20 protein-coding genes are annotated in these 23,537 nt (G+C 71.5%); 7 read left to right on the top strand and 13 right to left on the bottom strand.

The genetic code is table 11. From position 1 onward, the window contains the following. Positions 1–20: 20 nt before the first annotated feature. The 11 genes from WMF33_RS42215 to WMF33_RS42165 all read right to left on the bottom strand — a co-directional run bounded on the left by WMF33_RS42215 (position 21) and on the right by WMF33_RS42165 (position 11,702). Entirely contained in the window at positions 21–863 is an 843-nt protein-coding gene (locus WMF33_RS42215; protein ID WP_437333887.1) for an SCO family protein, read from the bottom strand. Then, positions 863–1,618 carry a hypothetical protein gene (locus tag WMF33_RS42210; RefSeq protein WP_437333886.1) on the bottom strand — a complete coding sequence of 252 codons (756 nt, stop codon included), beginning with the start codon at positions 1,616–1,618 and terminating at the stop codon, positions 863–865. Before WMF33_RS42210 ends, WMF33_RS42215 begins: the two co-directional genes overlap by 1 nt. Positions 1,619–1,628: 10 nt before the next feature. Beyond that, positions 1,629–2,834 (bottom strand): hypothetical protein, encoded by a 1,206-nt coding sequence (locus WMF33_RS42205; RefSeq protein ID WP_437333885.1) that lies wholly within the window; start codon positions 2,832–2,834, stop codon positions 1,629–1,631. After that, the gene (locus tag WMF33_RS42200; RefSeq protein WP_061629773.1) at positions 2,831–3,436 is read right to left on the bottom strand and encodes a c-type cytochrome; all 606 of its coding nucleotides are present in this window, start codon (positions 3,434–3,436) and stop codon (positions 2,831–2,833) included. Before WMF33_RS42200 ends, WMF33_RS42205 begins: the two co-directional genes overlap by 4 nt. Beyond that, complete coding sequence (locus tag WMF33_RS42195; RefSeq protein WP_437333884.1) at positions 3,433–4,203, bottom strand: DUF3341 domain-containing protein; 771 nt, start codon at positions 4,201–4,203, stop codon at positions 3,433–3,435. Before WMF33_RS42195 ends, WMF33_RS42200 begins: the two co-directional genes overlap by 4 nt. Beyond that, positions 4,193–5,626 (bottom strand): NrfD/PsrC family molybdoenzyme membrane anchor subunit, encoded by a 1,434-nt coding sequence (gene nrfD, locus WMF33_RS42190; RefSeq protein WP_061629775.1) that lies wholly within the window; start codon positions 5,624–5,626, stop codon positions 4,193–4,195. The genes WMF33_RS42195 and nrfD overlap by 11 nt, the downstream gene beginning before the upstream one ends. Then, the gene (locus tag WMF33_RS42185; protein ID WP_437333883.1) at positions 5,623–8,619 is read right to left on the bottom strand and encodes a TAT-variant-translocated molybdopterin oxidoreductase; all 2,997 of its coding nucleotides are present in this window, start codon (positions 8,617–8,619) and stop codon (positions 5,623–5,625) included. Before WMF33_RS42185 ends, nrfD begins: the two co-directional genes overlap by 4 nt. After that, a complete protein-coding gene (locus WMF33_RS42180; protein WP_437333882.1) occupies positions 8,616–9,311 on the bottom strand; it encodes a cytochrome c3 family protein in 696 nt (231 codons plus the stop codon). The genes WMF33_RS42185 and WMF33_RS42180 overlap by 4 nt, the downstream gene beginning before the upstream one ends. Before the next feature lie 318 nt (positions 9,312–9,629). Further along, positions 9,630–10,472 (bottom strand): phytanoyl-CoA dioxygenase family protein, encoded by an 843-nt coding sequence (locus WMF33_RS42175; RefSeq protein WP_437333881.1) that lies wholly within the window; start codon positions 10,470–10,472, stop codon positions 9,630–9,632. Then, positions 10,469–11,449, bottom strand: a complete 981-nt coding sequence (locus tag WMF33_RS42170; protein WP_437333880.1) for an aldo/keto reductase — start codon at positions 11,447–11,449, stop codon at positions 10,469–10,471. Before WMF33_RS42170 ends, WMF33_RS42175 begins: the two co-directional genes overlap by 4 nt. Positions 11,450–11,459: 10 nt before the next feature. Continuing rightward, the gene (locus tag WMF33_RS42165) at positions 11,460–11,702 is read right to left on the bottom strand and encodes a hypothetical protein (protein WP_061629779.1); all 243 of its coding nucleotides are present in this window, start codon (positions 11,700–11,702) and stop codon (positions 11,460–11,462) included. 141 nt (positions 11,703–11,843) lie between these two features. Here WMF33_RS42165 and WMF33_RS42160 point away from each other — a divergent pair, with 141 nt between their 5' ends. From WMF33_RS42160 to WMF33_RS42145, 4 genes are all read left to right on the top strand, one after another. Then, a complete protein-coding gene (locus WMF33_RS42160; RefSeq protein WP_437333879.1) occupies positions 11,844–13,874 on the top strand; it encodes a SpoIVB peptidase S55 domain-containing protein in 2,031 nt (676 codons plus the stop codon). A gap of 58 nt (positions 13,875–13,932) precedes the next feature. Beyond that, on the top strand, positions 13,933–16,038 hold the full coding sequence (locus tag WMF33_RS42155; RefSeq protein WP_437333878.1) for a hypothetical protein: 2,106 nt from the start codon (positions 13,933–13,935) through the stop codon (positions 16,036–16,038). A gap of 334 nt (positions 16,039–16,372) precedes the next feature. Then, a complete protein-coding gene (locus tag WMF33_RS42150; RefSeq protein ID WP_437333877.1) occupies positions 16,373–17,230 on the top strand; it encodes a hypothetical protein in 858 nt (285 codons plus the stop codon). Positions 17,231–17,352: 122 nt separating this feature from the next. Then, entirely contained in the window at positions 17,353–18,549 is a 1,197-nt protein-coding gene (locus WMF33_RS42145; RefSeq protein ID WP_437333876.1) for a metallophosphoesterase, read from the top strand. A 15-nt stretch (positions 18,550–18,564) separates the two neighbouring features. Here the strand turns inward: WMF33_RS42145 and WMF33_RS42140 are convergent, their stop codons facing one another. Beyond that, a complete protein-coding gene (locus tag WMF33_RS42140; RefSeq protein ID WP_437333875.1) occupies positions 18,565–19,242 on the bottom strand; it encodes a hypothetical protein in 678 nt (225 codons plus the stop codon). A 132-nt stretch (positions 19,243–19,374) separates the two neighbouring features. On the opposite strand from WMF33_RS42140, the gene WMF33_RS42135 reads away from it, so the two are divergent. After that, complete coding sequence (locus tag WMF33_RS42135; RefSeq protein ID WP_437333874.1) at positions 19,375–20,745, top strand: OmpP1/FadL family transporter; 1,371 nt, start codon at positions 19,375–19,377, stop codon at positions 20,743–20,745. A 63-nt stretch (positions 20,746–20,808) separates the two neighbouring features. Here WMF33_RS42135 and WMF33_RS42130 read toward each other — a convergent pair whose 3' ends face one another. Next, positions 20,809–21,606: a response regulator transcription factor gene (locus tag WMF33_RS42130; RefSeq protein WP_437333873.1), complete on the bottom strand. Its 798-nt coding sequence runs from the start codon at positions 21,604–21,606 to the stop codon at positions 20,809–20,811. A gap of 59 nt (positions 21,607–21,665) precedes the next feature. Here WMF33_RS42130 and WMF33_RS42125 point away from each other — a divergent pair, with 59 nt between their 5' ends. Together WMF33_RS42125 and WMF33_RS42120 are read left to right on the top strand one after the other, a co-directional pair. Beyond that, positions 21,666–22,763: a thioredoxin domain-containing protein gene (locus tag WMF33_RS42125; RefSeq protein ID WP_437333872.1), complete on the top strand. Its 1,098-nt coding sequence runs from the start codon at positions 21,666–21,668 to the stop codon at positions 22,761–22,763. After that, on the top strand, positions 22,760–23,536 hold the full coding sequence (locus WMF33_RS42120) for a 3'-5' exonuclease (RefSeq protein ID WP_437333871.1): 777 nt from the start codon (positions 22,760–22,762) through the stop codon (positions 23,534–23,536). The genes WMF33_RS42125 and WMF33_RS42120 overlap by 4 nt, the downstream gene beginning before the upstream one ends. Position 23,537: the final 1 nt, after the last annotated feature.

The following is a 23,537-nucleotide window of genomic DNA, read 5'->3' as shown; positions in this document are numbered from 1 at the left end:
TGGCTCCGCCACCTTGTGTCCTAGGAAGCCTCGTTTACGCGCGCCCTCGTGCGGGCGCGTTCGGTCCGCCAGAAGCGCATGAGCCAGAGCCCGAGCAGCACGACCGTGAGGACGCCGGCGGCCTTCATCAGCCGCTGCGTCGCCAGGACGTACCCTCGGGCGTTGGGATCGTAATGGAAACAGAACAACAGCACCCGATCCCAGGCGCTCCCGACCTGCCCGCTGCCCGCTTCGCGCAGCGCGAGGCCGAAGTTCTTCTGTGGAAAGGAGATGCCGTACAGCGTGCGCGACAGGCGTCCGTCCGGCGTGAAGACGAACGCGCCCGCCGCGTGCGCGTACTGCTTGGTCGTCTCGTCCCATCGGTAGTTGAAGCCGACCGTGCTGGCGAGCGCCCGCACCGAGGCCTCGTCCCCGACGAGGAAGTCGAAGCCGTCGCCGGCGACCGGCCGGCCGTAGGCCTCGATGTAGTTCGCCCGCTTCTTGCGCGCCGCCTCGGGCGTGTCGCGGGGATCGAAGCTCACGACGAGGGTGCGGTACTCCTTGCCGGCGCTCCAGGCGCTCTCCTTCATCGCCTGGAGGACGCCGTTCAGGACCAGCGAGCACAGCATCGGGCACTCGAAATAGCCGAGCACCAGGACGAGGGGCTTGTCGCCCGCCGCGTACCGGCCGAGCTCGACCTCTTGTCCCGACTGGTCGCGGAGCCTGAGCTCGCGCGGCAGCTGGGCGCCCGGCCGCTCCTCGATGTCGATGCCGACGAGCTCTGTCGGAATGGTTGTGTCCGCCGCCCGCGCGCGCCGCGCCGGGGTGACGGTGGCCACCACGAGCGCGAGCACGGCGAGCAGGGCGGACAGCGGGCGAGACATCACTGCACCGGAGCGGACGACGGCGCCGGGCTGGCGGGCTTGGGGGCCGCGCCGCCAGGCTGCGCGGGCTGGGCGGGCTTGGGGGCCGCGCCGCCCGGCTGCGCGGGCTGGGCGGGCTTGGCGTCGGCGGGCTTGGGCGCGTCGGAGGGCTTGGCGTCGGCGGGCTTCGCGTCAGCGGGCTTCGCGTCGGCGGGCTTGGCGTCGGCGGGCTTCGCGTCGGCGGGCTTCGCGTCGGCGGGCTTGGCCGCGTCCTTGTCGCCGGGCTTCGCTGCGTCCTGTCCCTGGAGGGGCGCGCCGTTCTCGGCGTTCGGCGCCGCGGCCTCGTCGGGCTTCGTGCTGCTGTCCTCGGGCTGCCCGGGCTGCGCCGCCTGCGCGGGCGCGGCGCTCGCGCCGGGCAGCGGCTGCCCGATGCGCTTCTCCTGGTAGGCCTTCAGCGTGAGCGCCACGGCCTGGTCGACCGGGATGCGGACGACGCCGTCCTTCTCGCTCGCCCACTGGTAGTGGCTGAGGCGCTCCTTCTCCATGGCCCGGAGGCCGCGGAGCGCGCTGTTCGGCGGCTCGAGCACCTTGCTCGAGATCTCCCGCTCCATCGTCGCCTTGAAGACCTCGTTCACGAAGAGGACGGTCACCACGAGGGAGAGCAGCGTGGCGATCACGATCACGAAGATGAGCGAGTTCGGCGGTCGATCCGCCTCGGCATGCTCGTGCTCGGTCTCCGCGTGCTCGGTCGCAGTGTTGTCGGTCGCTTCGCTCATGGCCGGCTCCTTACGGGTTGTCGATCCGAGCCGCTTCGGCAAGGTGGGGGTCGTTCAGAGGATACAGCGGGCTCTTGGCCGCTTGAAGGGAGAGCATCCACGCTCCCACGCCCAGCGGGCCGAGCAAGCCGGCGAGGTCGATCCAGCTCAGGTGCGCGCCGTGGTGATCCATGTTCGGCATGACCAGCCAGTAGAGGTCGACGTAGTGCATCACGAGGAGGAGCACCGACGCCGCCCCGAGGACCAGCGGGCTCCGCTTGGCGTGCCGCGACAGGAGGACGAGGAACGGCACGACGAAGTGGCCGAACAAGAGGGCCAGGCTCACGACCTTCCACGAGCCCTCCCAGCGGTGACGATAGAAGATCGTCTCCTCCGGGATGTTGGCGTACCAGATCAGCAAGAACTGCGAGAACGCGATGTAGGCCCAGAAGATCACGAAGCCGAAGAGGAGCTTGCCGATGTCGTGCTGGCGCTCGACGTTGCTCACCTTGCGCAGGAGCCCCGCCTTGTGGAGCGCGATCGTGATCAGCGCGAGCGCCGAGAGGGAGCTCGTGGCCGCGCCGGCGAACACGTAGACGCCGAAGATCGTCGAGTACCAGTGCGGGTCGATGCTCATCAGCCAGTCGAACGCCGCGAACGAGAGGGTCAGGGCGAAGACGATGACGGCCGGGGCGCTGCTGGCCCGCATCTTCGCGGTCGGGCGGAAATCGGCGCTCTCGTCCTGCGCGCGGGAGGTCTTGATGAACCAGAGCGCGAGGCCCGTCCACGCCGCGAGGAACACCGCGGCGCGGATGTAGAAGAAGGTCGGGTTCAGGTACGCCGCCTTCTCGTGGAGCACGTGATCGTTCGCGGCCTCGGGCCCCATCCAGTGGTGGTAGACGTCGTGGGCGAGCACCGCGATCGGGAGGAACAGCACGACGCACGCCGGCAGGACGCCGCTCATCCACTCCATGTGGCGGCGCGCGGCCGCAGACCAGCGCGCGCGCGTCAGGTGCTGGATGATCACGAAGAACAGCGCGCCGAGCCCGATCGTCACGAGCCAGGTGAAGCCGGTGAGGTACGAGAACGCGAAGCGCTTCGTGTCGACGATCGCCGCCAGCGCCGAGAGCGCCACGCCGACGACGGCGAGCACCATGCTCCTCGAGACGAGCCGCTTCGCGACCGCCTTATCGAGGACCTTCGCGTCCTCGGCCAGAGCACTTCCGTGGGACTTCATGGAGTTCCGCTCTCCTTCGCGATGTTGCTCCGCTGGGCCTCGGGGACATCGTCGATGCGCCCGTGCTGGCTTTGCTGCAGGACGCGCACCCACGTGACGATCGCCCACCGGTCCTTGACCGGGATCTGCTTCCGATATGCCGGCATGTTCCGCACGCCGTTCGTGATGACGTTGAAGATCTCGCCGTCGGGCAGGCCGCGCGCCCGGTCGGACGCGAGGTCGATGGGCGGCGGGTACCCGCGCTTCACCACCATGCCCTGCCCGCTGCCGCTCTGGTCGTGGCAGGGCGCGCAGTAGATGTTGAAGCGGTCCTGGCCGCGCCGGATCACCGTCTCGTCGACGGTGATGGGCGCCATCGCCAGGAACGCCTCGCCGTCCTTGCCGGTGCGGTAGGCGTCGCTCTCGTCGAGCGCCCCCTGGTGCACCGTGCCCTGCACGAGCGGGCGCATCGCCCGGCCGTCGGCGAAGAGGCGCGTGCCCTCCTCGGGCTGGAACTTGGGCTGCCAGTCCATGTCCCCGAAGACGTGGATCGGCGGGTCGCTGCTCGCCTGTCCTCGACAGCCCGCGAGGACGACGAGGAGGGGAATACACCAGCGGTTCACGAGGACACCTCCCTGATGCCCTGCGCGCCTACGCGCTGGAGGAGGTTGCGCGTCTCCGTGGCATCGAACTTCGGGTCGCTCACCTCGACGCTGATGAAGAAGGCGTCGTCGGTCGCGCGCGGAAATGAGGGGTGCGTCATGGTGGGGTGGAAGAACGACGGCAGGCGCCCGAGCGCGAAGAGCGAGAAGAAGCACGTGAGCGCCGCGAAGAGGACCGTGAGCTCGAAGAAGATCGGGATGAAGGCCTGGTACGAGAACGACGGCTTGCCGCTGATGATGAGCGGATAGTCGTGGAGCTGCGTGTACCAGGCGAGCAGGATGGCGCTGATGAGCCCCGTCGCCCCGCCGCCGAGCACGAGCCACGGCAGCGGCGTCGGCTTGAGCCCCATCGCCTTCTCCAGCCCGTGCACGGGGAAGGGCGTGTGCGCGTCGAAGCGGCTGTAGCCCGCGTCCCGGAGCGCCTCGCACGCGTGGTAGATGTCCGCCGGGGTCGAGAAGTAGCCCATCAGCGCGTAGGGGGCCGACGCCGCGGCCGCTGCCTCCTCGGCCCGGTGCTCCAGCTTGCGCTCGAGCCCGAGCGCGGCCTTCCCGTGCGGCCCCTCCGCGTGGGGCTTGTCGTACTCCGCCTCGTCCTTGGGCACGAAGCCCTGCGCCTCGTCGTCGCCGGGCTGGCTTTCGCGATCGGAGTCCTTGAGCTCTCCTGCCTCCTCGGCCGAGGCAGGCTCCCCGGAGCGCTTCTGGCTCGGAGGGTCGCTGTCACGCTGCATGATGAGCCTCGTCGTTGCTGTGCGAGCCGTGAGGATCGGCCGCCGGCGTGATCCCCTTCACCTCGCTGATCGCGACCATCGGGAGGTAGCGGACGAACAGCAGGAAGAGGGTGAAGAAGAGGCCGAACGAGCCGAAGAACGTCGACATGTCCCAGATGGTCGGGCGGAAGTAGGTCCAGCTGGACGGGAGGAAGTCGCGGTGGAGGCTCGTCACGATGATGACGAAGCGCTCGAACCACATCCCGATGTTGACCAGGATCGAGATGATGAACATCGCGGGGATGCTGGTGCGCACCTTCTTGAACCAGAAGAGCTGCGGGAAGATGACGTTGCAGCTCACCATGGTCCAATACGCCCAGGCGTACGGCCCGAGGATGCGGTTCGCGAAGGCGAACCGCTCGTAGGCGTTGCCGCTGTACCACGCGATGAAGAGCTCCATGCCGTACGCGTAGCCGACCATGGTGCCCGTCGCGACGATGACCTTGTTCATGTTCTCGAGGTGCCGGATGGTGATCAGGCCCTGGAGACCGAACGCCTTGCGCGCGAACACCATCAGCGTGACGACCATCGCGAACCCGCTGAAGATGGCGCCGGCGACGAAGTACGGCGGGAAGATGGTGGTGTGCCAGCCGGGGACGATCGAGACCGCGAAGTCGAACGACACGATCGTGTGCACGCTGAGCACGAGCGGCGTCGAGAGGCCGGCGAAGATGAGGTAGGCCTTCTCGTAGTGCAGCCAGTGCCGGTGCGAGCCGCGCCACCCGAGGCAGAGGATGCCGAAGACGATCTGCTTCGTCCGCGTCGTGGCCCGGTCGCGGAGCGTGGCGAGGTCGGGGATGAGCCCGACGAACCAGAAGAGGGCCGAGACCGTCGCGTAGGTCGAGACGGCGAACACGTCCCAGAGCAGCGGGCTCTTGAAGTTCGGCCAGATGCTCATCTGGTTCGGGATCGGGAACAGCCAGTGGGCGAACCAGATCCGGCCCAGGTGGGCCACCGGGTAGATGGCGGCGCACGCGACGGCGAAGATCGTCATCGCCTCCGCCGCGCGGTTGATGCTCGTCCTCCACTTCTGGCGGAAGAGGAAGAGGATGGCGCTGATGAGCGTGCCGGCGTGACCGATACCGACCCAGAACACGAAGCCGGTGATGTCCCACGCCCAGTTGACCGTGGTGTTCAGCCCCCAGATACCGATGCCGGTCCCGACGAGGTGGACGAGCGAGCCGCCGAGGACGAGCAGGAGGCTGACGGCGAGGCAGAACAGGATGAGCCACCCCGAGGGCGGCTTGTTGAGCACGATCCCCGCGACCTTGTCGGTGAGGGAACGGAAGTCGTCCTTCCCCTGCACGAGCGGCGCCTCGTCCAAGAGGGCAGCGCGGTCGGAGATCCGGGGGTGATCGACCTGGAGGGGTGCAGTGGCGCTCATGCGTCGGCGAGCTCCGGGTTCTTGTTGCGGATCCTGGCGAGGTAGGTGACCCGCGGCTTTGTGTTGATCTCGTCAAGCATCCGGTAACCGCGCGGGCTCGCGGACGTCACGGACACCTGGCTGTTCTGGTCGTTGAGGTCGCCGAAGACGATGGCCTGCGTCGGGCAGGCGCCCTGGCACGCGGTCACGATCTCGCCGTCCTTGATGTGCTCCCGGCCCTCTCGCTTCGCCTCGATCTTGGCGTGGTTGATCCGCTGCACGCAGAAGGTGCACTTCTCCATGACGCCCCGCGATCGGACGGTGACGTTGGGGTTGAACTGCATCTTCCGCGACTCCGAGTCCGGCTGGCCGTATTCGAAGAAGTTGAACCGGCGGACCTTGTACGGGCAGTTGTTGGCGCAGTACTTCGTGCCGACGCAGCGGTTGTACGCCATGTCGTTCAGCCCCTCGGGGCTGTGCGTCGTGGCGGCGACCGGGCACACCTGCTCGCACGGCGCGTTCTCGCAGTGCTGGCAGGGGAGCGGCTGCTGGATGCTCTCCGGCTCGTCCGGGTTCGTCCCCTGGAAGTAGCGATCGACCCGCAGCCAGTGCATCTCGCGCGTCTGGCGCACGCCGTCGGCGCCCACGACCGGGATGTTGTTCTCGGCCTGGCAGGCGACCACGCACGCGTTGCACCCGATGCAGGCGTTGAGGTCGATGCTCATGCCCCAGGCGTGCCCCTGCCGTCGGTTCGGCTCCTGGAACAGGCTGAGGAGCGGCGGCACGTGGACCTGCTTCTTCGCGAACTCCGGGTCGTTCTCGAGCTCGGCGAGCGTCCCCTCGCGCGCGAGCGGGCGGCCCTCCATGACGAAGTGCTCCTGCGTCCGCGCGAGCTCCACCTTCTCGCCGGTCCTCTCCAGCGAGAAGCCGCCGGCGAGCTCGAAGGCGTCGCTCTTGCGGAGCGGCGTCGTGTCGACGCCGACGCCGCGCCCGACCCGGAGCGCCGCGCGCCGGCCCTGGCCGACGCCGATCGCCACCGAGTCGTCCGCCTGCCCCGGCGCGACGACGACGGGGATCCGGACCTGGGCGCCGCCGCCCGACAGCGTGACGACGTCGCCGTCCTTCACGCCGAGCCGCGCCGCCGTGGACGGCGAGAGGTTCGCGCCGCTGCCCCAGGTGAGCTTGGTCATCGGGTGGGGCAGCTCCTGGAGCCAGCCGTTGTTCGCGAACCGCCCGTCCCACGCGTGCATGTCGGGCCGGAAGGTCACCTCCAGGCCCTCGGCCGCGGCGGGCGCGAACGCCCGCAGCGCGTCGACCGCGGCCTGCGTCGTGGCGGTCACCTGCTCGTCCGCGAGCGCGGTCCCCGCGAAGAGGCCGTCGTGCAGCGCGCGGCGGAGGTCCTGCTCGGTGCGCTTCGCGCCCTCGGCGTTCAGCCAGGTCGCCCGCACGAGGTCGTACGCGGTCCGCGAGCCGCCGAGCAGGAGCTCGATGATCTCGGCGTCGGTCCTGCCGCCGAAGATCGGCGCGATGAGCGGCTGCACGACGCTGGCCGTCCCGTCCTCCGCCCGGACGTCGCTCCACGACTCCAGCGGGTGGGCGCGGTTCAGGTGCCAGCGGGAGCGCTCGCTCGTCTCGTCGACGTGCGTCGAGACGTGCACGCTCACGGGCACCTTGGCGAGCGCGTCGGCGAAGCGCGCGTCCGCGGGCGCGTCGAACGCCGGGTTGCCGCCGAGGATGATCAGCGTCTCGACCTCGTTCTTCTCGATGGCGCGCGCGAGCTCGACGAGCGCCTCGGGGCCCTCGCGCGACTCGTCGAACGGCGCGACGAGCCGGACGGCCTTGCCGGTGTTGTCGAGGGCGAGGTTGATGAGGTGCGCGAGGGCGTGGACCTCCTTCGGCAGCGAGCGCCCGACCACGACCGCGCCTTGCCCGCGGTTCGCCGCGAGATCGGCGGCGATGGCGGCGACGTGGCGGGTCGCCTTGGCGTCGAGCCCGCCGGCCTTGCCCTCGATCGCCTTCAGCAGCTCCGCGTCGAGCGCGACCCCGCGCTTGCCGAGCTCGGCGGCGAGCGCGAAGGCGAAGGCGGGGATCTTGCGGCTCTGGATCCGGAGCCGGTGATCCGCCGACGCGCCGGTGATCGTGAAGGTGCTCTCGACCGCGTAGAGGCGGTTCATCACCTTCGGGTCCTTGTCGACCGTGCGGCCCGCGGCGAACGCGCGCGCCTGCTTGACCGGGCTGCCGTCGGTGCCGAACAGGTCGGCGTCGAGCGCGACGATGACGCGCGCCTTCGCCAGGTCGAGCGTGGTCTCGAGCGGCTTGCCGAACGCGAGCCGCGCGCCCTCGCGGGCGGCGTCGCGCGAGAACGGCTCGTACCGGACGACGCGCGCCTCGGGCAGCGTCTTGCGGAGATCGGCGAGGCGCGCGGCCAGGGTGGGCGATCTGTGCGCCTCGGTCAGGATCGTGAGCCCCTTGCCGCCGCGGCCGCGGAGCTTGTCGCCCTGCTCGCGCAGGAACGCCGCCGCGTCGTCCCAGGACTTCTCCGCCGCGCCCTCGCGCGGCGACTTGCTGCGGTCGGGATCGTAGAGGTCGAGGACGGCGGCCTGGGTGTAGATGGTGGTCGCGCCCAGGCTCTCGGGGTGCTTCGGGTTGCCCTCGATCTTGGTGGGCCGCCCCTCGTGGCTCTCGACGAGGACGCCGAAGGCCGTGCCCATCATCGGCAGCGCGGTCGCGAAGAAGAGCGGCTGGCCGGGGATGACCTCCTCGGGGGCGCGCGAGTACGGCAGGATCTGCTCGACGGGCCTGCGGCAGCCCACGAGGCCGCCGAGGGCGAGCGACGCGCCCATGAGGCTGAGGAAGGTGCGCCGCCCGACGCCCTCCGGCGGCTCGAACGCGGCCGGAGGGAACTCGCGCCCGAGCGCATCGACGAAGTCGGGCGAGCCGGCGAGCTCGTTCAAGCTGCGCCAGTAGGTCTTTCCAGAGATGTCCTGGGCGAGGGGGAGGGGAGTTCGTTTCATCGGTGGCACCCCGAGCAGTGGAGCGGCGCCTGCACCTGCCGCCCGGAGGTAGTGACCGCTGGCACGCGATCTTGATAAGGTTCCGGGTTCGGGGGGACCCCGGCGCCCGCCATGACGGCCGTCGAGGGCGCCATATCCATCTTGGTGACGTCGGCGGGATTGCGGAGGTGGGGGCCCGGATTGCGGTGGCAGTCCAGGCACCATCCCATCGTGAGCGGCGCGACCTGCCGGACCTTGTGCATCTGGTCGATGCGGCCGTGACAGCTCACGCAGCCGACCCCTGCGGCCAGATGGGCCGAGTGGTCGAAATAGGCATAGTCGGGCAGGTTGTGGACGCGCACCCAGGGAATGGGTTGATCGTTCGCCCAGCTCTCCTGAACGAGCAGGAGCTTTTCGCTGTCCCTCCGCACCTTGGCGTGACAATTCATGCACGTCTCGGTCGGTGGAACGGCGGCGAAGCCGGAGACCTCCACTGTGTTGTGGCAGTAACGGCAGTCGATACCGAGGTCGCCGGCGTGCAGCTTGTGCGAGTAGTCAACCGGTTGATCCGGCTGATACCCGACCTCGAGGTGTTTGTTGGTACCGTAGTACCAGAATCCGCCGATCACAGCGGCGCCGAGGGGCAGAACTCCGAAGAGCAGCCCCAGGGGCACCACTTTGTTGGCCCATCGTGGGAACAGGAACCGAGCCATAGGGTTGTGTGGTGCGTCGGGAGCGACGCGCGGCCCAGTTATGGCTTGCTGGCGGGGTGCGACAAGACGGCAAAGTGCCGCGTGACCGCGGCAGATTGCCGCTGTGGATAACTGAAGCCCCACGGAGCGGCAGGTCGCCGCTGGGTGCGGCAACTTGCCGCGGCTGCCGGCGTTTGTCCTTACGGATGCGCGGGCGGCGCCGGCCCGGCGCTGGATCGAAAAAGGAGCGGAAACATCAGGCGAAGCGCGCGCCGGGGGGAGGGCGGCCGGTCGGGGAGGGGCCGCCGCGGCCGCCGCGCCCGCCGTACCGCGGGGAGCTCAGAACACCGGGGTGAACGCGCGCGGCGCCCTTTTCTTCCTGAGGCAGCGGGTCGCCCTGCTCATGTAACAGACGGTGACGGCCCGCCGCGGCCGGCCGCTCCGGTTCGCCCCGGAGCAATGCCAGAGGTAGTTGTGGATCAGCAGGGCCTCGCCCGCGGCCGCCGGCAGCGCGATCTTGCGGGCGTCGGCGTCGGCGGCGCGCACGACCGCGCCCGGGACGACGCCGCCGAGCGGCGTCGCGAGCCCGCCGAGGTGGCTGCCTTCCAGCACCTCCACGCAGCCGCCGTCCGCGGGGGCGTCGTCGAGCGCCGTCCAGATCTGCAGCTCGGGGTCGCGATCGAGCCCCCAGTAGCTGCCGCCGTCCTGGTGCCAGGGCAGCGGCGTCCCGCCGGACGCGGCCTTGTTGAAGAGCACGGCCCGGTAGATCGAGATCTCCCCGTGGATGAGCGAGCGCGCGATCCGCTCGAAGAGCGGGTTCTCGATCCAGGCGAGGAACAGCGGGTCCTTCTCGAGCTTCTCGAGCTTCCGGTACGACGTGCTCGGCCCCTCGTAGCCCTTGCCGTAGGGCAGGTCCTCGTAGCGTCCGGACGCGGCGTCGTGCTGGAAGAAGAGCCCAGGGTACGTCACGCGCCCGAGCATCAGGTCGTCCGAGCGCGCGCGGAGCGCGGCGAGCCCCGCGTCGGTCATCACGCGCCCGAGCCGGGCGTACCCGCGCGCGGCGTAGTCGGCGAGAGGGCCCGCGAGGTCGAGCGCCCTGGCCTCGGGCAGCAGGAAGTCGCCCGCGCGGCCGCTCGTGACGCCGTCGCTCGCGGCGCGATCGCTCGTCGTGCCGTCGCTCATCGCGCGTAGCTCGCGTCGGTGCCCAGGTGATCGCGGTAGAGCGCGTCCATGCGCCGCGCCGCCTCCGGCGAGAGCGGGCGCGCCATCGCGTCGGCGGCCGCGTCGAGGTGCTCGGCCAGAGTCGGGCCGACCAGGACGGAGTCGACTACCTCGCGCCCCGCGAGCCAGGCGTACGACAGCGCGAGCAGGCTCATCCCCTCGTCGGCGGCCACGGCCGCGTAGCCGGCGGCGAGCTCGAACATCCGCGCGCTCCAGTACCGGCGCTGGTAGAGGCGGTTGCCCTCGAAGCGCGAGCCCGCCTGCGCCGCGTCCGGCCCCGCGTGCCGCCCGGTCAGGAGCCCGCCCGCGAGCGGGTTGTACACCGCGGTGGGCACCGAATACCGCCGCGCGAACGCGGCGTACTCGAGGTCGAGCTGGCGGATCAGCGCGTTGTAGAGCACCTGCGAGACCGCGGGGCGCGCCTTCCCCTCGGCGTCGCGGCGCGCGATGATCTCCAGGATCTGCCACGAGGCGTGGTTGCTGACCCCGAAGCGCAGGATCTTCCCCTGCTCCAGCAGCGCGTCGATCGCCGCGAGCGTCTCCTCGACGGGCGTCTCCGGGTCCGGCGCGTGGAGGTAGCAGACGTCGACGCGGTCGGTGCCGAGGCGCCCGAGGCTCTCCTCGACGGCGCGGATCACCTGCGCGCGCCCGAGCCCCTCGGCCTTGCCCCGGACCCGGCGGAGGCCGACCTTGGTGGCGATCTGCGCCTCGGCCCGGCGGCCGCGCAGCGCCCGGCCGAGGATCCGCTCGGACGCGCCGTCCTGGTAGAGGTTGGCCGTGTCGAACGCGGCGATCCCGCGCTCGAGCGCGCGGCCCACGATGCGCTCGGCCTCCTCGGGCGGCGTGCGGCCGCCGAAGTTCATCGTGCCCACGACGAGCGCGGGCGGCGCGCCCGGGCGCCGCTTCGCCGTCATTCCAGCCATTTCGTCCGCGATCACGCCGCCCTCATCACGCCCGCGCGACGAGGAGCGCGAGCACGTACACGATGAGCCACACCAGCCACAGGGTGCTCATCCGGCGCCACCCCTGCCGAAACCCGTACATCGGCGCGAGCGGCGGCACCACGAGCGCGACGAGCCCGCGCCATCGAGGCGCGCTGCGGAGCATGAGCCGCGCTGCCAGCGCGACGTGGGTGGTGACCCAGGTGGCGAACGCCAGGATGAGCGTCGCGGTCGCCGCGATATCCTTCACGGGGCGAAGCCTAGCGTCGCCGGCGCGCCACGCCCCTGGAAATCAGCGACGCAGGAACGTGGAGAGGGCGGCCCGGCGCCCCTCCCGCGCGCCGCGCGCCCCGGCTCTGTCGCGCTTGCAAATCCGGGCTAAGCTTGGCCCGTGCCCCTGCGCGACATCCCGTGTTTTCGTCCGGATTCCTTCCTCGCCGCGCGCGCCGTCCCCCTCGCGACCCGCTTCGGGTCGGCGATCGCCGGCGCGGCGCGCGCCCTCGTCGAGCGCGAGGGGCGCCTCATCCCCATGAGCCTGCTCGCCGGCGCCGCGTGCAGCGTCGCTGTCGGCCTCGGCGCGGCGCACGCGATCTCCACCCCGCCCGACACGCTGCCGGTCGCCGAGGTGAAGCCGGGAATGAAGGGATACGGCCTCACCGTCTTCTCCGGCACCACGCCCGAGAAGTTCGACGTCGAGGTCATCTCCACCCTCCGCAATTTCCGCCCGAACCAGGACCTCATCCTCATCAAGACCCAGCACCCGCGCCTCGAGATCGCCCGCACCGTGGCCGGGATGAGCGGCAGCCCGATCTACCTGAACGGCAAGATGATCGGCGCCTACGCGTACGGCTGGCTCTTCGGCGCCGAGGCGATCGCCGGCGTCACCCCGATCAAATCGATGCTCGACGAGCTCGCGCGGCCGCTCCCGCGGTCGATCGCCCCGAAGGTCGGCGGCCCGCTGCCCGCCCCGGTGAGCGCCATCGGCGGCGCGCCGCGCGGCAACGCGCCGCCCCGGGCCGCCGCGCCGGCCCGCCTGCACGGGGGCCGCGGCTTCGCGGGGCCCGTCGACGCCTACGATCTCGCCGGCCACGCCAGCCAGCTCGCCGCGCGCGTCGCGCCGGCGCTCGCCCCGCCCGAGGCGACGAGCCTCGCGCGCGCCTCGACGCCGGTGATGCTCGGCGGGCTCGGCGGCACGTCGCTGCGCATCGCCAGCGACCTGCTCGGCCCCATGGGGCTCGAGCCGATGCAGGCCGGCGGCGGCTCGTCCGCGAACCCCGATCCGGGCGCGCCGACCAAGTACGTCGACGGCGGCGCGATCGGCGTCGAGCTCGTGCGCGGCGACATCTCCGCCATGGGCATCGGCACGGTCACGCGCGTGTCCGGCGACAAGCTCGTCGCGTTCGGCCACCCGATGATGAACGGCGGCGTCACGAACCTCCCCACCGCGATCGCCCAGGTCCACTGGATCCTCGCGAGCCAGAACCGCAGCTTCAAGATCGGCGAGGCGGTGCGCACGGTCGGCTCGCTGGTCAACGATCGGCAGGCCGCGATCGTCGTCGACAGCGCGGCCAAGGCGCCGGTCTTCCCGATGCGCGTCCAGATCGACGGCGTGAACGGCGCCCCGCACCCGACGTGGAACGTGGAGGTCGCGCACGACCAGTTCCTCGCGCCCTCCTTCGTGTCGATGGCGCTCGGCAACGCCGTCGAGGCGACCACGGCCGAGCGGCGGGACATGACCTGGCGCGCCGTGAGCCAGCTGAAGATCGGGCGCTACGGCACGATCTCGCTCGTCGACTTCGGCGCCGGCAACGGCGCCCCGCTCACCTCCGACGACTTCGTCCGCAGCCGGCTCGTCCGGTCGATGGGGGCGCTCCTCAACAACCCGTGGGAGGAGGTCGCGATCGAGCGCGTCGACACCCGCGTGAAGGTCACGTTCGACCGCGAGGTCGTCCTCCTGCGCGGCGCCAAGGTGCTCGAGCCCGAGATCGACGCGGGCGCGCCCGCGCGCATCCGCCTGGATCTCCAGCCCCACCAGGGCCCCCTGGAGTCGCGCGTCATCGAGGTGCCGATCCCGCGCGAGCTCGCCGGCGGCCAGGTGGAGATCGAGCTCTCGCCCGGGTACGAGGTCGAGCGCCCGATGGCGACCCCCAACAACGTCGCCGAGCTCGTGGCGATGCTGCCGCTCCAGAACCACGACGCGGAGAGCGTCGTCGCCACGTTCAAGCTCCGGGAGAACGGCGCGGCGTACCGCGGCAAGGTCGCCTCGAGGCTCCCCCCGGGCGCGATGGACACGCTGCGCCCGAGCTCCGACTCCGACGCGCCCGAGGCCTTCGGCGCGCAGGTGCAGGTGCCGATCTCCCTCAAGCGGTTTATGGTCGGGAAAGACACCGTGAGCGTCAAGGTTCGGCCTATCCTTCGCTGACCGCGCGGCCGCCCGCCTCCCTCCTCTCCGCCCTGACCCCCTCCTTTCCCTGCGACCCATGAGCACAGAGCGCTCTTCTGCCCGTCCCCTTTCGTCTCGCCCTCACGCCCTCTCCTCGCCGCGCCGGCTGCTCGCGGCCGTCCTCGCCGCCGCGGGGCTCGTGGCGCTCCCGGCCCACGCGGTCGGCACGCGCAGCTTCGAGCTCAAGTCGCTCGAGGACCTCAAGGGCGGAGATCTCACCGGCGTCAGCGTGGACTCGAACGGCATCGTGCGCGCCGGGCTGACGCTCGGCGCGACGCCGCTACCGGACGCGACGTCCGTCTGGAGCTCCGTGGTGCTGCCCGACGGCACCGTGCTGCTCGGCACGGGCAACGAGGGGAAGATCTACAGCGTCTCGGGCGGCCGGGTGACGCTCGCGGCGACGACCGGGCAGATGGCGGTCAGCGCGCTCGCGCTCGCGGAAGGCGGCGACGTCATCGCCGGCACGTTCCCCGAGGGCAAGCTCTACCGCTTGCCGCGCGGCGCCGGCAACGGCGGCCCGGCCCAGCTCTTCGCCGAGCTCCCGCAGACCGAGGACGTGTGGGGGCTCGCCTACGACCCGAAGGCGAAGGCGCTCTACGCCGCGACCGGCTCCGAGGGCAGGCTGTTCCGCGTCGACGCCGCGGGCAAGGCCCAGGTGTACTTCGACAGCGACGAGCCGCACCTCGTGAGCGTCGCGGTCGCGGACGACGGCGCCGTCTACGCCGGCTCGAACGGCAAGGCGCTCCTCTACAAGCTCACGGCGCCCGGCCGCGCGACCGTGCTCCACGACTTCGACGCGGACGACGTGAAGGCGATCGCGATCGCGCCGGGCGCGAAGGGCGGCGCGGTCTACGCCATCGCCAACAAGTACGCCGAGGCGTTCGCCGCCCCGAGGCGCAACCGGAGCGGGCCGCCGACCCCGCAGCCGACGCGGGCGCCGAAGCCCGGCAAGGGCGTGCTCGTGCGCTTCGATCGGAGCGGCGTCGCGGAGAAGATGATGAGCGACGACGACACGCACTACGTCTCGCTCGGCCTCGGCGACGACCTCATGCCCTACGTCGGGACCGGCGCCGAGGGCCAGCTCTACACCGTGAGCGACAACCACGTGGCGCGGCTCGTCGCCGACACCGACGAGCGCCAGGTCGGCGCCTTCGTGATGGCCGGGAAGCGCAGGTTCGTCGCGACCACCGACCCCGCCGTCTTCCACGAGGTGAAGGGCGTCGGCGGCGCCGAGGCGGTGTGGACGAGCAAGGTGCTCGACGCCGGGCTGCGGGCCGCGTTCGGGCGCCTCACGTGGCGCTCCGACGGCGCGCTGGAGCTCGAGACGCGCAGCGGGAACACCGACACGCCGGACAGCACCTGGAGCCCGTGGTCCCCGGCGCTCGCCGCGCCGGGGGACACGAAGAGCCCGCCGGCGCGCTTCGTCCAGATCCGCGCGCGCTGGAGCCGGGATCCGGGCGCCGCGCTCCGCGAGGTGAAGCTCTCGTTCGTGACCGACAACGCGCGCGCCGTGGTCACCTCGATCGAGGCGGCGCCCAAGGGCCAGACCAAGCCCCCTCGCACGAACCTCCCGCCGTCCGGCGGGGAGGCGCCCAAGCCGGTGAGCGCGCTCCAGCTGACGTGGAAGGTCGACAACCCCGATCAGGACGACCTGCGTTATCGCCTTTCGTACCGCATGGAGGGCCAGTCGACCTGGCGCAGCATGCTCAAGCCGGGCGAGAAGGTGACGCGCGCCGAGCACGTGTGGGACACGACCGCGCTCCCCGAGGGCGAGTACCGCATCCTCGTCGAGGCGAGCGACGAGCTGGCGAACCCGCCCGAGCGCACCCAGCGCCATAGCCTCGAGTCGGGCACCGTCCTCGTCGACAACACGCCGCCGGTGTTCCGGGCGCTGTCGCTGCAGGGGCGCCGGCTCACCGGCGAGGTGGCGGACGGCCTCGGCCCGGTCGCGCGCGTCGAGGTCTCGATCGCCGGCCTGGAGGAGTGGCGGCCCATCTTCCCGACCGACGGCATCTTCGACGAGCCGGTGGAGCCGTTCGAGGCGGACCTCAGCGCCCTCGTGCCGCCTGGATCTCACCTGCTCGCGGTGCGCGCCTACGACAGCGCGGGCAACGTGGTCACCCGCGACATCGAGGCGCGGTAGCCGCCGTCCCATGCCGCCCTCGCCGATCGCCATCGCAGCGCTCGGCGCGACATGGGCGTCATGCTTGCGCCAGGAGCGCCGGCGGCCGAGGCGCACCCGCGCCCGGCGCGCGCGCGGAACATGCGCTCGAACATGCGCCCCGACGTCGCGTCCACGGGGGCTCCTGCGTCCTGGAGAGCACACCCCGGGACGGCACATTCTGTGGATACCCGAGGACGACATGATAAGCTCGCTCTGCTTGTCCTTTTCTCGTGCCCCTGGAATGAGCTCCCCCCGCGCCCTTCTGGTTGTCGGTCTCGCCGCGATCTCGGCGTTTGCGGTCTCCGCGTGCGGGATGTCGGACGCCGCTTCCTCCGGCGAGGTGTCCAGCGATGATGGGGGGTATGGCGGGTTCAACTCGGGATACGGGGACGGGGGCGGGTCGGCCGCGACGGCCGGATCGGGCGGCACCCCTCCGTTCGATGGCGGCGGCGGCGCCGTGGACGAGAGCGTCGATATCCCGGGGCCAACGGCGTCGCCGGACCCCTACACGCGCTTCGCGCACCTGTGCGGCGACGGCTGCACGCCGGGGGGCGATCCGACCGAGTGCTCGTCCAGCAGCGGTGACGGGTCCGGAACGGGGGGCACCACGGCGCAGCCGCTGCATTGCCAGCTCGTGCTCGGCGAAGGCGACGCGATCCCGAGCTGCCGGCCGGTGGGCCGCTACGCGGCGGGCGGCCCGTGCCACCGCGGCATGGACTGCGCTGCGGGGCTGGGGTGCGCGGCGGCCGACGGGCAGGGCGGGGTGTGCCGGCAGTACTGCTGCGGCAACGTCGAGAGCTGCGCGCCGGGCACGTACTGCGAAGAGCGATCGATGGCCGAGTCGCTCGCCGAGGGGAACACCCCGGTCACCATCCCGGTCTGCGTCCCCGCGACGAGCTGCGAGCTCCTCGACGACAGCGTGTGCCCGGCGGGCCTGACCTGCACGATCGTCCGCGAGGACGGCACGACGAGCTGCGTCGTGCCCGGCGACGGGCGCGCCGACGACCCTTGCCCGTGCGCGCCCGGCTTCGTGTGCTCGATGCTGACGAACCAGTGCAAGCAGCTCTGCCGGATCGACGGACGATCGCAGGACTGCGGCGCGAACGCCAAGTGCCAGGGCGGCAGCACGGTCTACCCCCCCGGGTTCGGCGTGTGCGTCAGCACGATGTAGCTGCGGCCGGTCGGGGTCGCGCCGCGGACCGGCCGGGGTCGCTTCGTGAAAAAATGTTGGCGCGCCGCGCTCCGGCGTGAATCGGAGCGGCGGGCGCGTCCAGCCGTGGTCATGCTGGACGCGTGCAGCGCCCCCTCCTCTCCTTCGTTCTTTTCATCGGCATCTTCAGCGCCATCGTGGCCGGCGTTCACTACTACCTCTGGCAGCGCCTGATCCGCGCGCCCGAGCTCGGCCCGCTCTGGCAGCGCATCGGCAGCGTCGCCCTGGTGGTGCTCGCGTCGCTGGTGCCGCTCGGCCTCTTTCTGAGCCGCGCGCTGCCCCGGCACATCGGCGGTGTCGTCGCCGGCGTCGTCTACACGTGGGTCGGGCTCGCCGTCCTGCTCTTCTTTCTCCTGCTCACCTCGGAGGTCGTTCGCCTCGGCGCCCACGGCGTCACCGCGCTCCTGAACCAGCCGCTCGACGGCGACCGCCGCACGTTCCTCTCCCGCGCCATCGCCGGCACGGCCGGCGCGCTGGCCGTGGGCTTCGGCGTCGCCGGCGCCGCGAGCGCCCTCGGCGAGGTCGCCGTCCGCCCGGTGCGCGTCCGCCTCCGCCGCCTCCCCGCGGCCATGTCCGGCTTCCGGATCGTCCAGCTCACCGACCTTCACATCGGCCCCACGATCGGGCGCGCGTGGCTCGAGCGCGTCGTCGCGCGGGTGAACGCCCTCGAGCCGGATCTCATCGCGATCACGGGCGATCTCGTCGACGGCTCGGTGGAGGAGCTCCGCGAGCACACCGCGCCGCTCGCCGCGCTGCGCGCCAGGCACGGCGTCTTCTTCGTGACGGGCAACCACGAGTATTACTCCGGCGTCGAGGCGTGGATCGCGGAGCTCGGCCGGCTCGGGGTGAGGGTGCTCCGCAACGAGCGCGTCTCGATCGGCGACGGCGACCACAGCTTCGATCTGGCCGGCGTCGACGACTGGAGCGCGCGCGGCATGGGCCGCGGCCACGGCCCGGATCTCGGCCGCGCGCTCGCGGGGCGCGACCCTTCGCGCGAGCTCGTGCTGCTCGCGCACCAGCCCAAGCAGATCCTCGACGCCGCGGAGCGGGGGGTGGGCCTCCAGCTCAGCGGCCATACCCACGGCGGCCAGATCTTCCCCTGGGGCCTCTTCGTGCGGCTCGACCAGCCTTACGTGGCCGGCCTGTCCTCGCACGGCGAGAGCCAGATCTACGTGAGCCGCGGGACGGGCTACTGGGGTCCGCCGATGCGCGTCGGCGCGCCGTCCGAGATCTCGTTGATCGAGCTCGAGGGCGCCGCCGTGACCGAGGCCGTGGCGTAGCGCGACCCAGATGGCCTAGAGCGGGCGCGCCGGGTCCTTCTTGCAGTTGATGACCGCCGCCGGGTAGCTGCTCGGATCGGTGATGCGCTCCATGGCGAAGGTCGAGCCCTTGAGGTCCAGGCTGATCGGCCTCGCCACGGTGCCGGTCACGGCGCCGCACACGAAGTCGGCGGGCGCGCAGAGCGTGCCCGACAGCGTGATGGTGGCCTCGAGCTCGCCGCCCGAGATCGGGTTGGCGTTGCCCGGCACGACGATCGTGGGCAGCTCCGCGGCGAACGTCCCGTCCTCGGACAGCGCGAAGGGGCCCACGTCGACCGACGGACCGGTGGGCGTCCGGCGATCGGCGGCCTCGAGCGGCTGGAAGGTCATCGAGAAGCTCAGTCCGTCGTCGCTCGCCTCGGTGGTCAGGTCGGCCACGAAGACGATCGGGGTTCGCGGGCTGATGCGCGCCGAGAGGTTGAAGAAGAACTCGCCATCGACGGCGCCTGGCTCCGGCGGACAGCCTTCCCCGCCGCCCCCCGTCCCGTCGCTGCCGCCGCCGCCCGCCTGGTGTTCACGGACGGTGGTATCGCGAGCTTCGAAGTCACCGAATCTGCCCTCCGGGTCGGCGCACCCGACGAGGAGCGCGGCGGACGCGAGGCAAGGGAGCGCGGCGGATGCGAGCGTTGTCCGGATGGAGCGGGAGAAAAGCATTTGACACCGTGCGAGAGGTGACATTTCACTCGATCGGGTCGAGCATCCCGCGACCCTCAGGGGACGCAACCCTACCATGCAGGGTCTGTCGCAGGCGCCGCATTCCTCCCCTCAGAATCGAGAACACCGGCAATGCCCATCCACCGCCACCGTCTCGCGCTCTCCGTCGGCCTCCTCGGCGGCCTTGTCTGGACCGCGCCTGCGTTCGCCGGCGGCTTCGCGACCGCGCGCTTCGGCGGCGAGCACGGCAACCCGATCACCAGCAATCCGACCGCGATCTACTACAACCCCGCTGGCATCGCCGAGAGCGAGGGGATTCACCTGTTCCTGGACGGAAATCTGGCGTTGCGCGCGGCCTCCTACACACACCCGCAGGCGCCGTCCGATGATGTGACCGCGCCGGGGGCGAACACGGGGTCGGCGACCCTGCTCAACCTGGCCGCCTCGCCGATGCTCGGCGCGTCGGCCAAGCTCGGCGACCTGGCGCTCGGCGTCGGCGTTTACGTGCCCTTCGGCGGCGCTGCGTCCTGGGACACGAACGGCGCCTTCGAGGGCCATGGCGAGCTCGCCGGGCCGGTCGACGGGGTGCAGCGCTGGCACTCCATCGAGTCCGAGCTCCAGGCGATGTACTTCACGCTCGCCGCGGCCTACCGGATCCCGGCGCTCCGCCTCAGCCTCGGCGTCTCCGGGAACCTGATTCGGGCCCAGGTGAACACCGTCCGCGCCCGCAATGCCTCCGGCGACAACCTCCTTGCGACGGAGGGGCGCTCGCTGCTCGAGGTGAGCGGGCTGCACGGCAGCTTCGGCGTCGGCGCGCTCATCGAGGCGGTGCCGGAGAAGCTCTGGATCGGCGCGTCGTACCAGTCGCGGCCGAACGTCACGGGGGGAGAGACCCTCGAGGGCACGCTCACCAACCGCTTCAACGGCGTCTCGAGCCCCCCGACCGACGTCGAGCTGCACCAGGACCTGCCCGACATCGTGCGGCTCGGCGCCCGCTTCGCTCCGGCCGAGCGCCTCGAGCTCCGGGTCTTCGGCGACTGGACGCGCTGGAGCACCATGGAAAACCAGTGCCTCACCATGGTGGGCGCGGCGTGCGAGATCCGGAGCGACGGCTCCGCCGCCGACCCGGCCGGCGTGGTGCAGAACATCGCCCGCCGCTGGAGCGACACGTTCGGCGTGCGCGCGGGCATTAGCTACTGGCCGCGGCCCTCGAGCGAGGTCTTCGGCGGCGTCGGCTACGACTCCAACGCGGTCCCCGACGACACCCTGGACCCCTCGGCCACCGATTTCCACGATGTCTCGTTCTCCGTGGGGGGCCGCTTCCAGGTCGCGGAGCGGCTGCACCTCGCCGCGTCGTACACGCACCTCTTCTACGTCGGCCGGGACACCACGGGGAAGAGCATCGCCGCGGGCCTGGCGGGCAGCTCGCGGGCGCCCGACTCGGGCGGGATCTACACGCAGAACATCGGCGTGCTCAACCTCAACGTGGACGTCGCCTTCTGACTCAACGTGGACGTCGCCTTCTGAGCGGCGCCGCGGCGAGGCGCGGCGGCGCGGCGAGGCCGCTCACGGGGCGCTGCGCCGGGTCCGGCGGAGCAGGCTGAAGATCCGCGCCCCCAGCTCGGGGGCGCGGAACGGCTTCACCATGTAGTCGTCGGCGCCGCTGGCGAACGCGTAGACCATGTCCTGCGACGAGGCGTTCGCCGTCAGGAAGAGGACCGGCAGATCGCGGAGCCCTGGGTCCTGCCGCAGCGTCCGGCAGAGCTCGATGCCGTTCATCCTCGGGAGGTTCCAGTCGAGCACCACGAGGTGGAAGGGCGCGCTGTGGACGCGCTCCAGCGCCTCCTCCGCGCTGGCGACCGCGACGACGGCGAGCTCGACCGCCTCGAGCATCGTCGACAGCATCTCCCGGATCTGCGGATCGTCGTCGACGACGAGGATCCGCGAGCCCTTGCCCTTCAGCCGGAGCGGCGCGGTGGGCGAGGGGACCCGGCCCACCGCGCCGGCGCCCTTTCCGCCGGGGGGCGCGGCGGGCCGGACCTCGGCCTCGGCGCGGACGAGCGCCGCCGCGTCGGTGTCGGGCATCGAGCCGGGGCGGGTCGCCTCCGTCCGCGCGAAGTGGGCGAGGCGGCGCCAGTCGCGCGGCTCGAACGTGAGCCGCGCCCCTTCGGGCGAGACGGAAGCGCACGCCGCGGCCGACGTCGCGCGGCGGTTTTCGCCCAGCTCGAAGACGGCGAGCACCCACTCGCCATCCGCGACGATCTCCCCCGCGGGCAGCCCGAGCTCGAGGTCGCCCTCCTCCGGATCGCCGACGATTCGCTCGAACTGCTGCAGATCCGGGAAGCGGTAGAGGACGCTCCGCACGTCTTGACGCTACACCCGCGCTAGCATCTCGCAAAGGGTCCGACTAAGCTCGCGCCGCGATGTCATTCCTGCGCTGGATGCCGCCGCTCCTCGCGTTGCTCTCGATCGGCGTCACGGGCTGTCCTGGCAACTCGGGCTCGAGCGAGCCCAAACCCGCCCCGCCCCAGGAGGTGTCGGTCTCGCTTCCGGGGGTGGACACCTCGTCGCTCACGCCCCGCGAGCGTCGAGAGTGGGCCGCCCAGGTCTCAGAGCTCCTCTCCCCCTGCCCGGACACGCCCGTGAACATCGCGCAGTGCGTGAAGGAGCAGCGCGCCTGCAAGGCGTGCCTCCCCGCCGCGCAGCTCCTGCTCAAGCAGGTCAAGGACGGCCGGTCGAAGAAGGAGCGCGAGGAGGCGTTCCGCATGCGCTTCGACGCGAACAAGGTGAAGACGCTCGCCACCGACGGATCGCCCGAGATGGGGCCGCCCGACGCGCCGGTCACGATCGTCGAGTGGGCCGACTTCGAGTGCCCGTTCTGCCGGCTCATGTCGCCGCTGCTCGAGGGCCTCGTGAGCCGCTTCGATGGGCAGGTGCGGCTGGTCTTCAAGTTCTATCCGCTCCAGGCGCACGTCCACGGCGAGCCCGCCGCGCGCGCGGCGATCGCCGCGATGAACCAGGGCAAGTTCTGGGAGATGCACCACCTCCTCTTCGAGAACCAGGACAAGCTGGAGCAGGCCGACATCGAGCGCTACGCGCAGCGGCTCAAGCTCGACCCGGTGAAGTTCCGCGCCGACCTCGTCTCGACCGAGACGAAGGCGCGCATCGAGAAGGACAAGAAGCAGGCCGAGGAGGTCGGGCTCGAGGGGACGCCGCTCATCTACATCAACGGCCGCGAGGTCGACCTGCAGCTCCTCACGAACCCGGGCCAGGACCTCGAGGACTGGGTGAAGCTCGATCTGGAGCTCCTCGGCAAGACGCCGCGGCCGGCGCCGCCGAAGCCGGCCGGCACCGAGGCGGGCGCGCCCGACGCGCCCCCCTCCGGCAGCACGACCCCCGCCGCCAGCGCGACGCCCGCCGCCGGCGGCAGCGCGCCGGCCGGCAGCGGCAGCGCGGCGCGCCCCGCGGCCTCTGCCGGCCCTGCCAAGCCCGTGCAGCCCGCCCAGCCGAGGACGCCTTGAAGGTCGCCGACCCGTGCGGCTGTTTCCCGACGGGCCGGCACTACCCTGGGATCGCGCACCTCCTCAAGGTGCGCGCCGTCGGCGTCGCGTCCGAGATCGACGCGGGCAGCGCCTGGATCGACCAGCCCATCGCCTTCATCGACGTCGAGACGACGGGGCGCGATCCCGCGGGGGATCGCATCATCGAGCTCGGCATCGTCATCGGCCGCTCCGGGGAGATCCTGACGCGCTACAACTGGCTCATCCATCCGGGGCGGCCGATCCCGGCGGAGAGCACCGCGATCCACGGGATCAAGGACGCGGACGTCGAGGGCAAGCCGTCGTTCGCCGAGGTCGCGGAGGAGATCCTCGCCTGCTTCAAGGGGGCGATCCCCGCGGCGTACAACGCCGCCTTCGACCGCTCGTTCCTGCTCGCCGAGCTCGATCGCGTGGGCATGCGCCCGCGCGAGCCGCCGCCCGCCATGCGGCGGGAGGTCGACTGGATCGACCCGCTCACGTTCGCTCGTGAGCTCTACAAGAACGAGGAGAGCCGCGCCCTCGGCGACATGGCCGCTCGGCTCGGGATCACCTTGGACAACGCGCACCGCGCGACGGACGACGCCGAGGCGGCGCTGCAGGTGCTGTACGCGCTCGCGAAGGATCCGCGGGTGCCCCGCGCCTACGGCGGCCTGATCCAGGAGCAGCGGCGGCTGGTCCGCCTGCAGGACGAAGCGCGGCGGCTCTGGCGGAAGGCTCCGGCCCCCGCGGCGCCTCCGACCACGAAGCCCAGCTGAC

The organism is Sorangium sp. So ce394, from assembly GCF_051474665.1.
Classification (GTDB): domain Bacteria; phylum Myxococcota_A; class Polyangia; order Polyangiales; family Polyangiaceae; genus Sorangium; species Sorangium cellulosum_D.
This window is presented reverse-complemented; position numbering and strand designations above follow the sequence as displayed.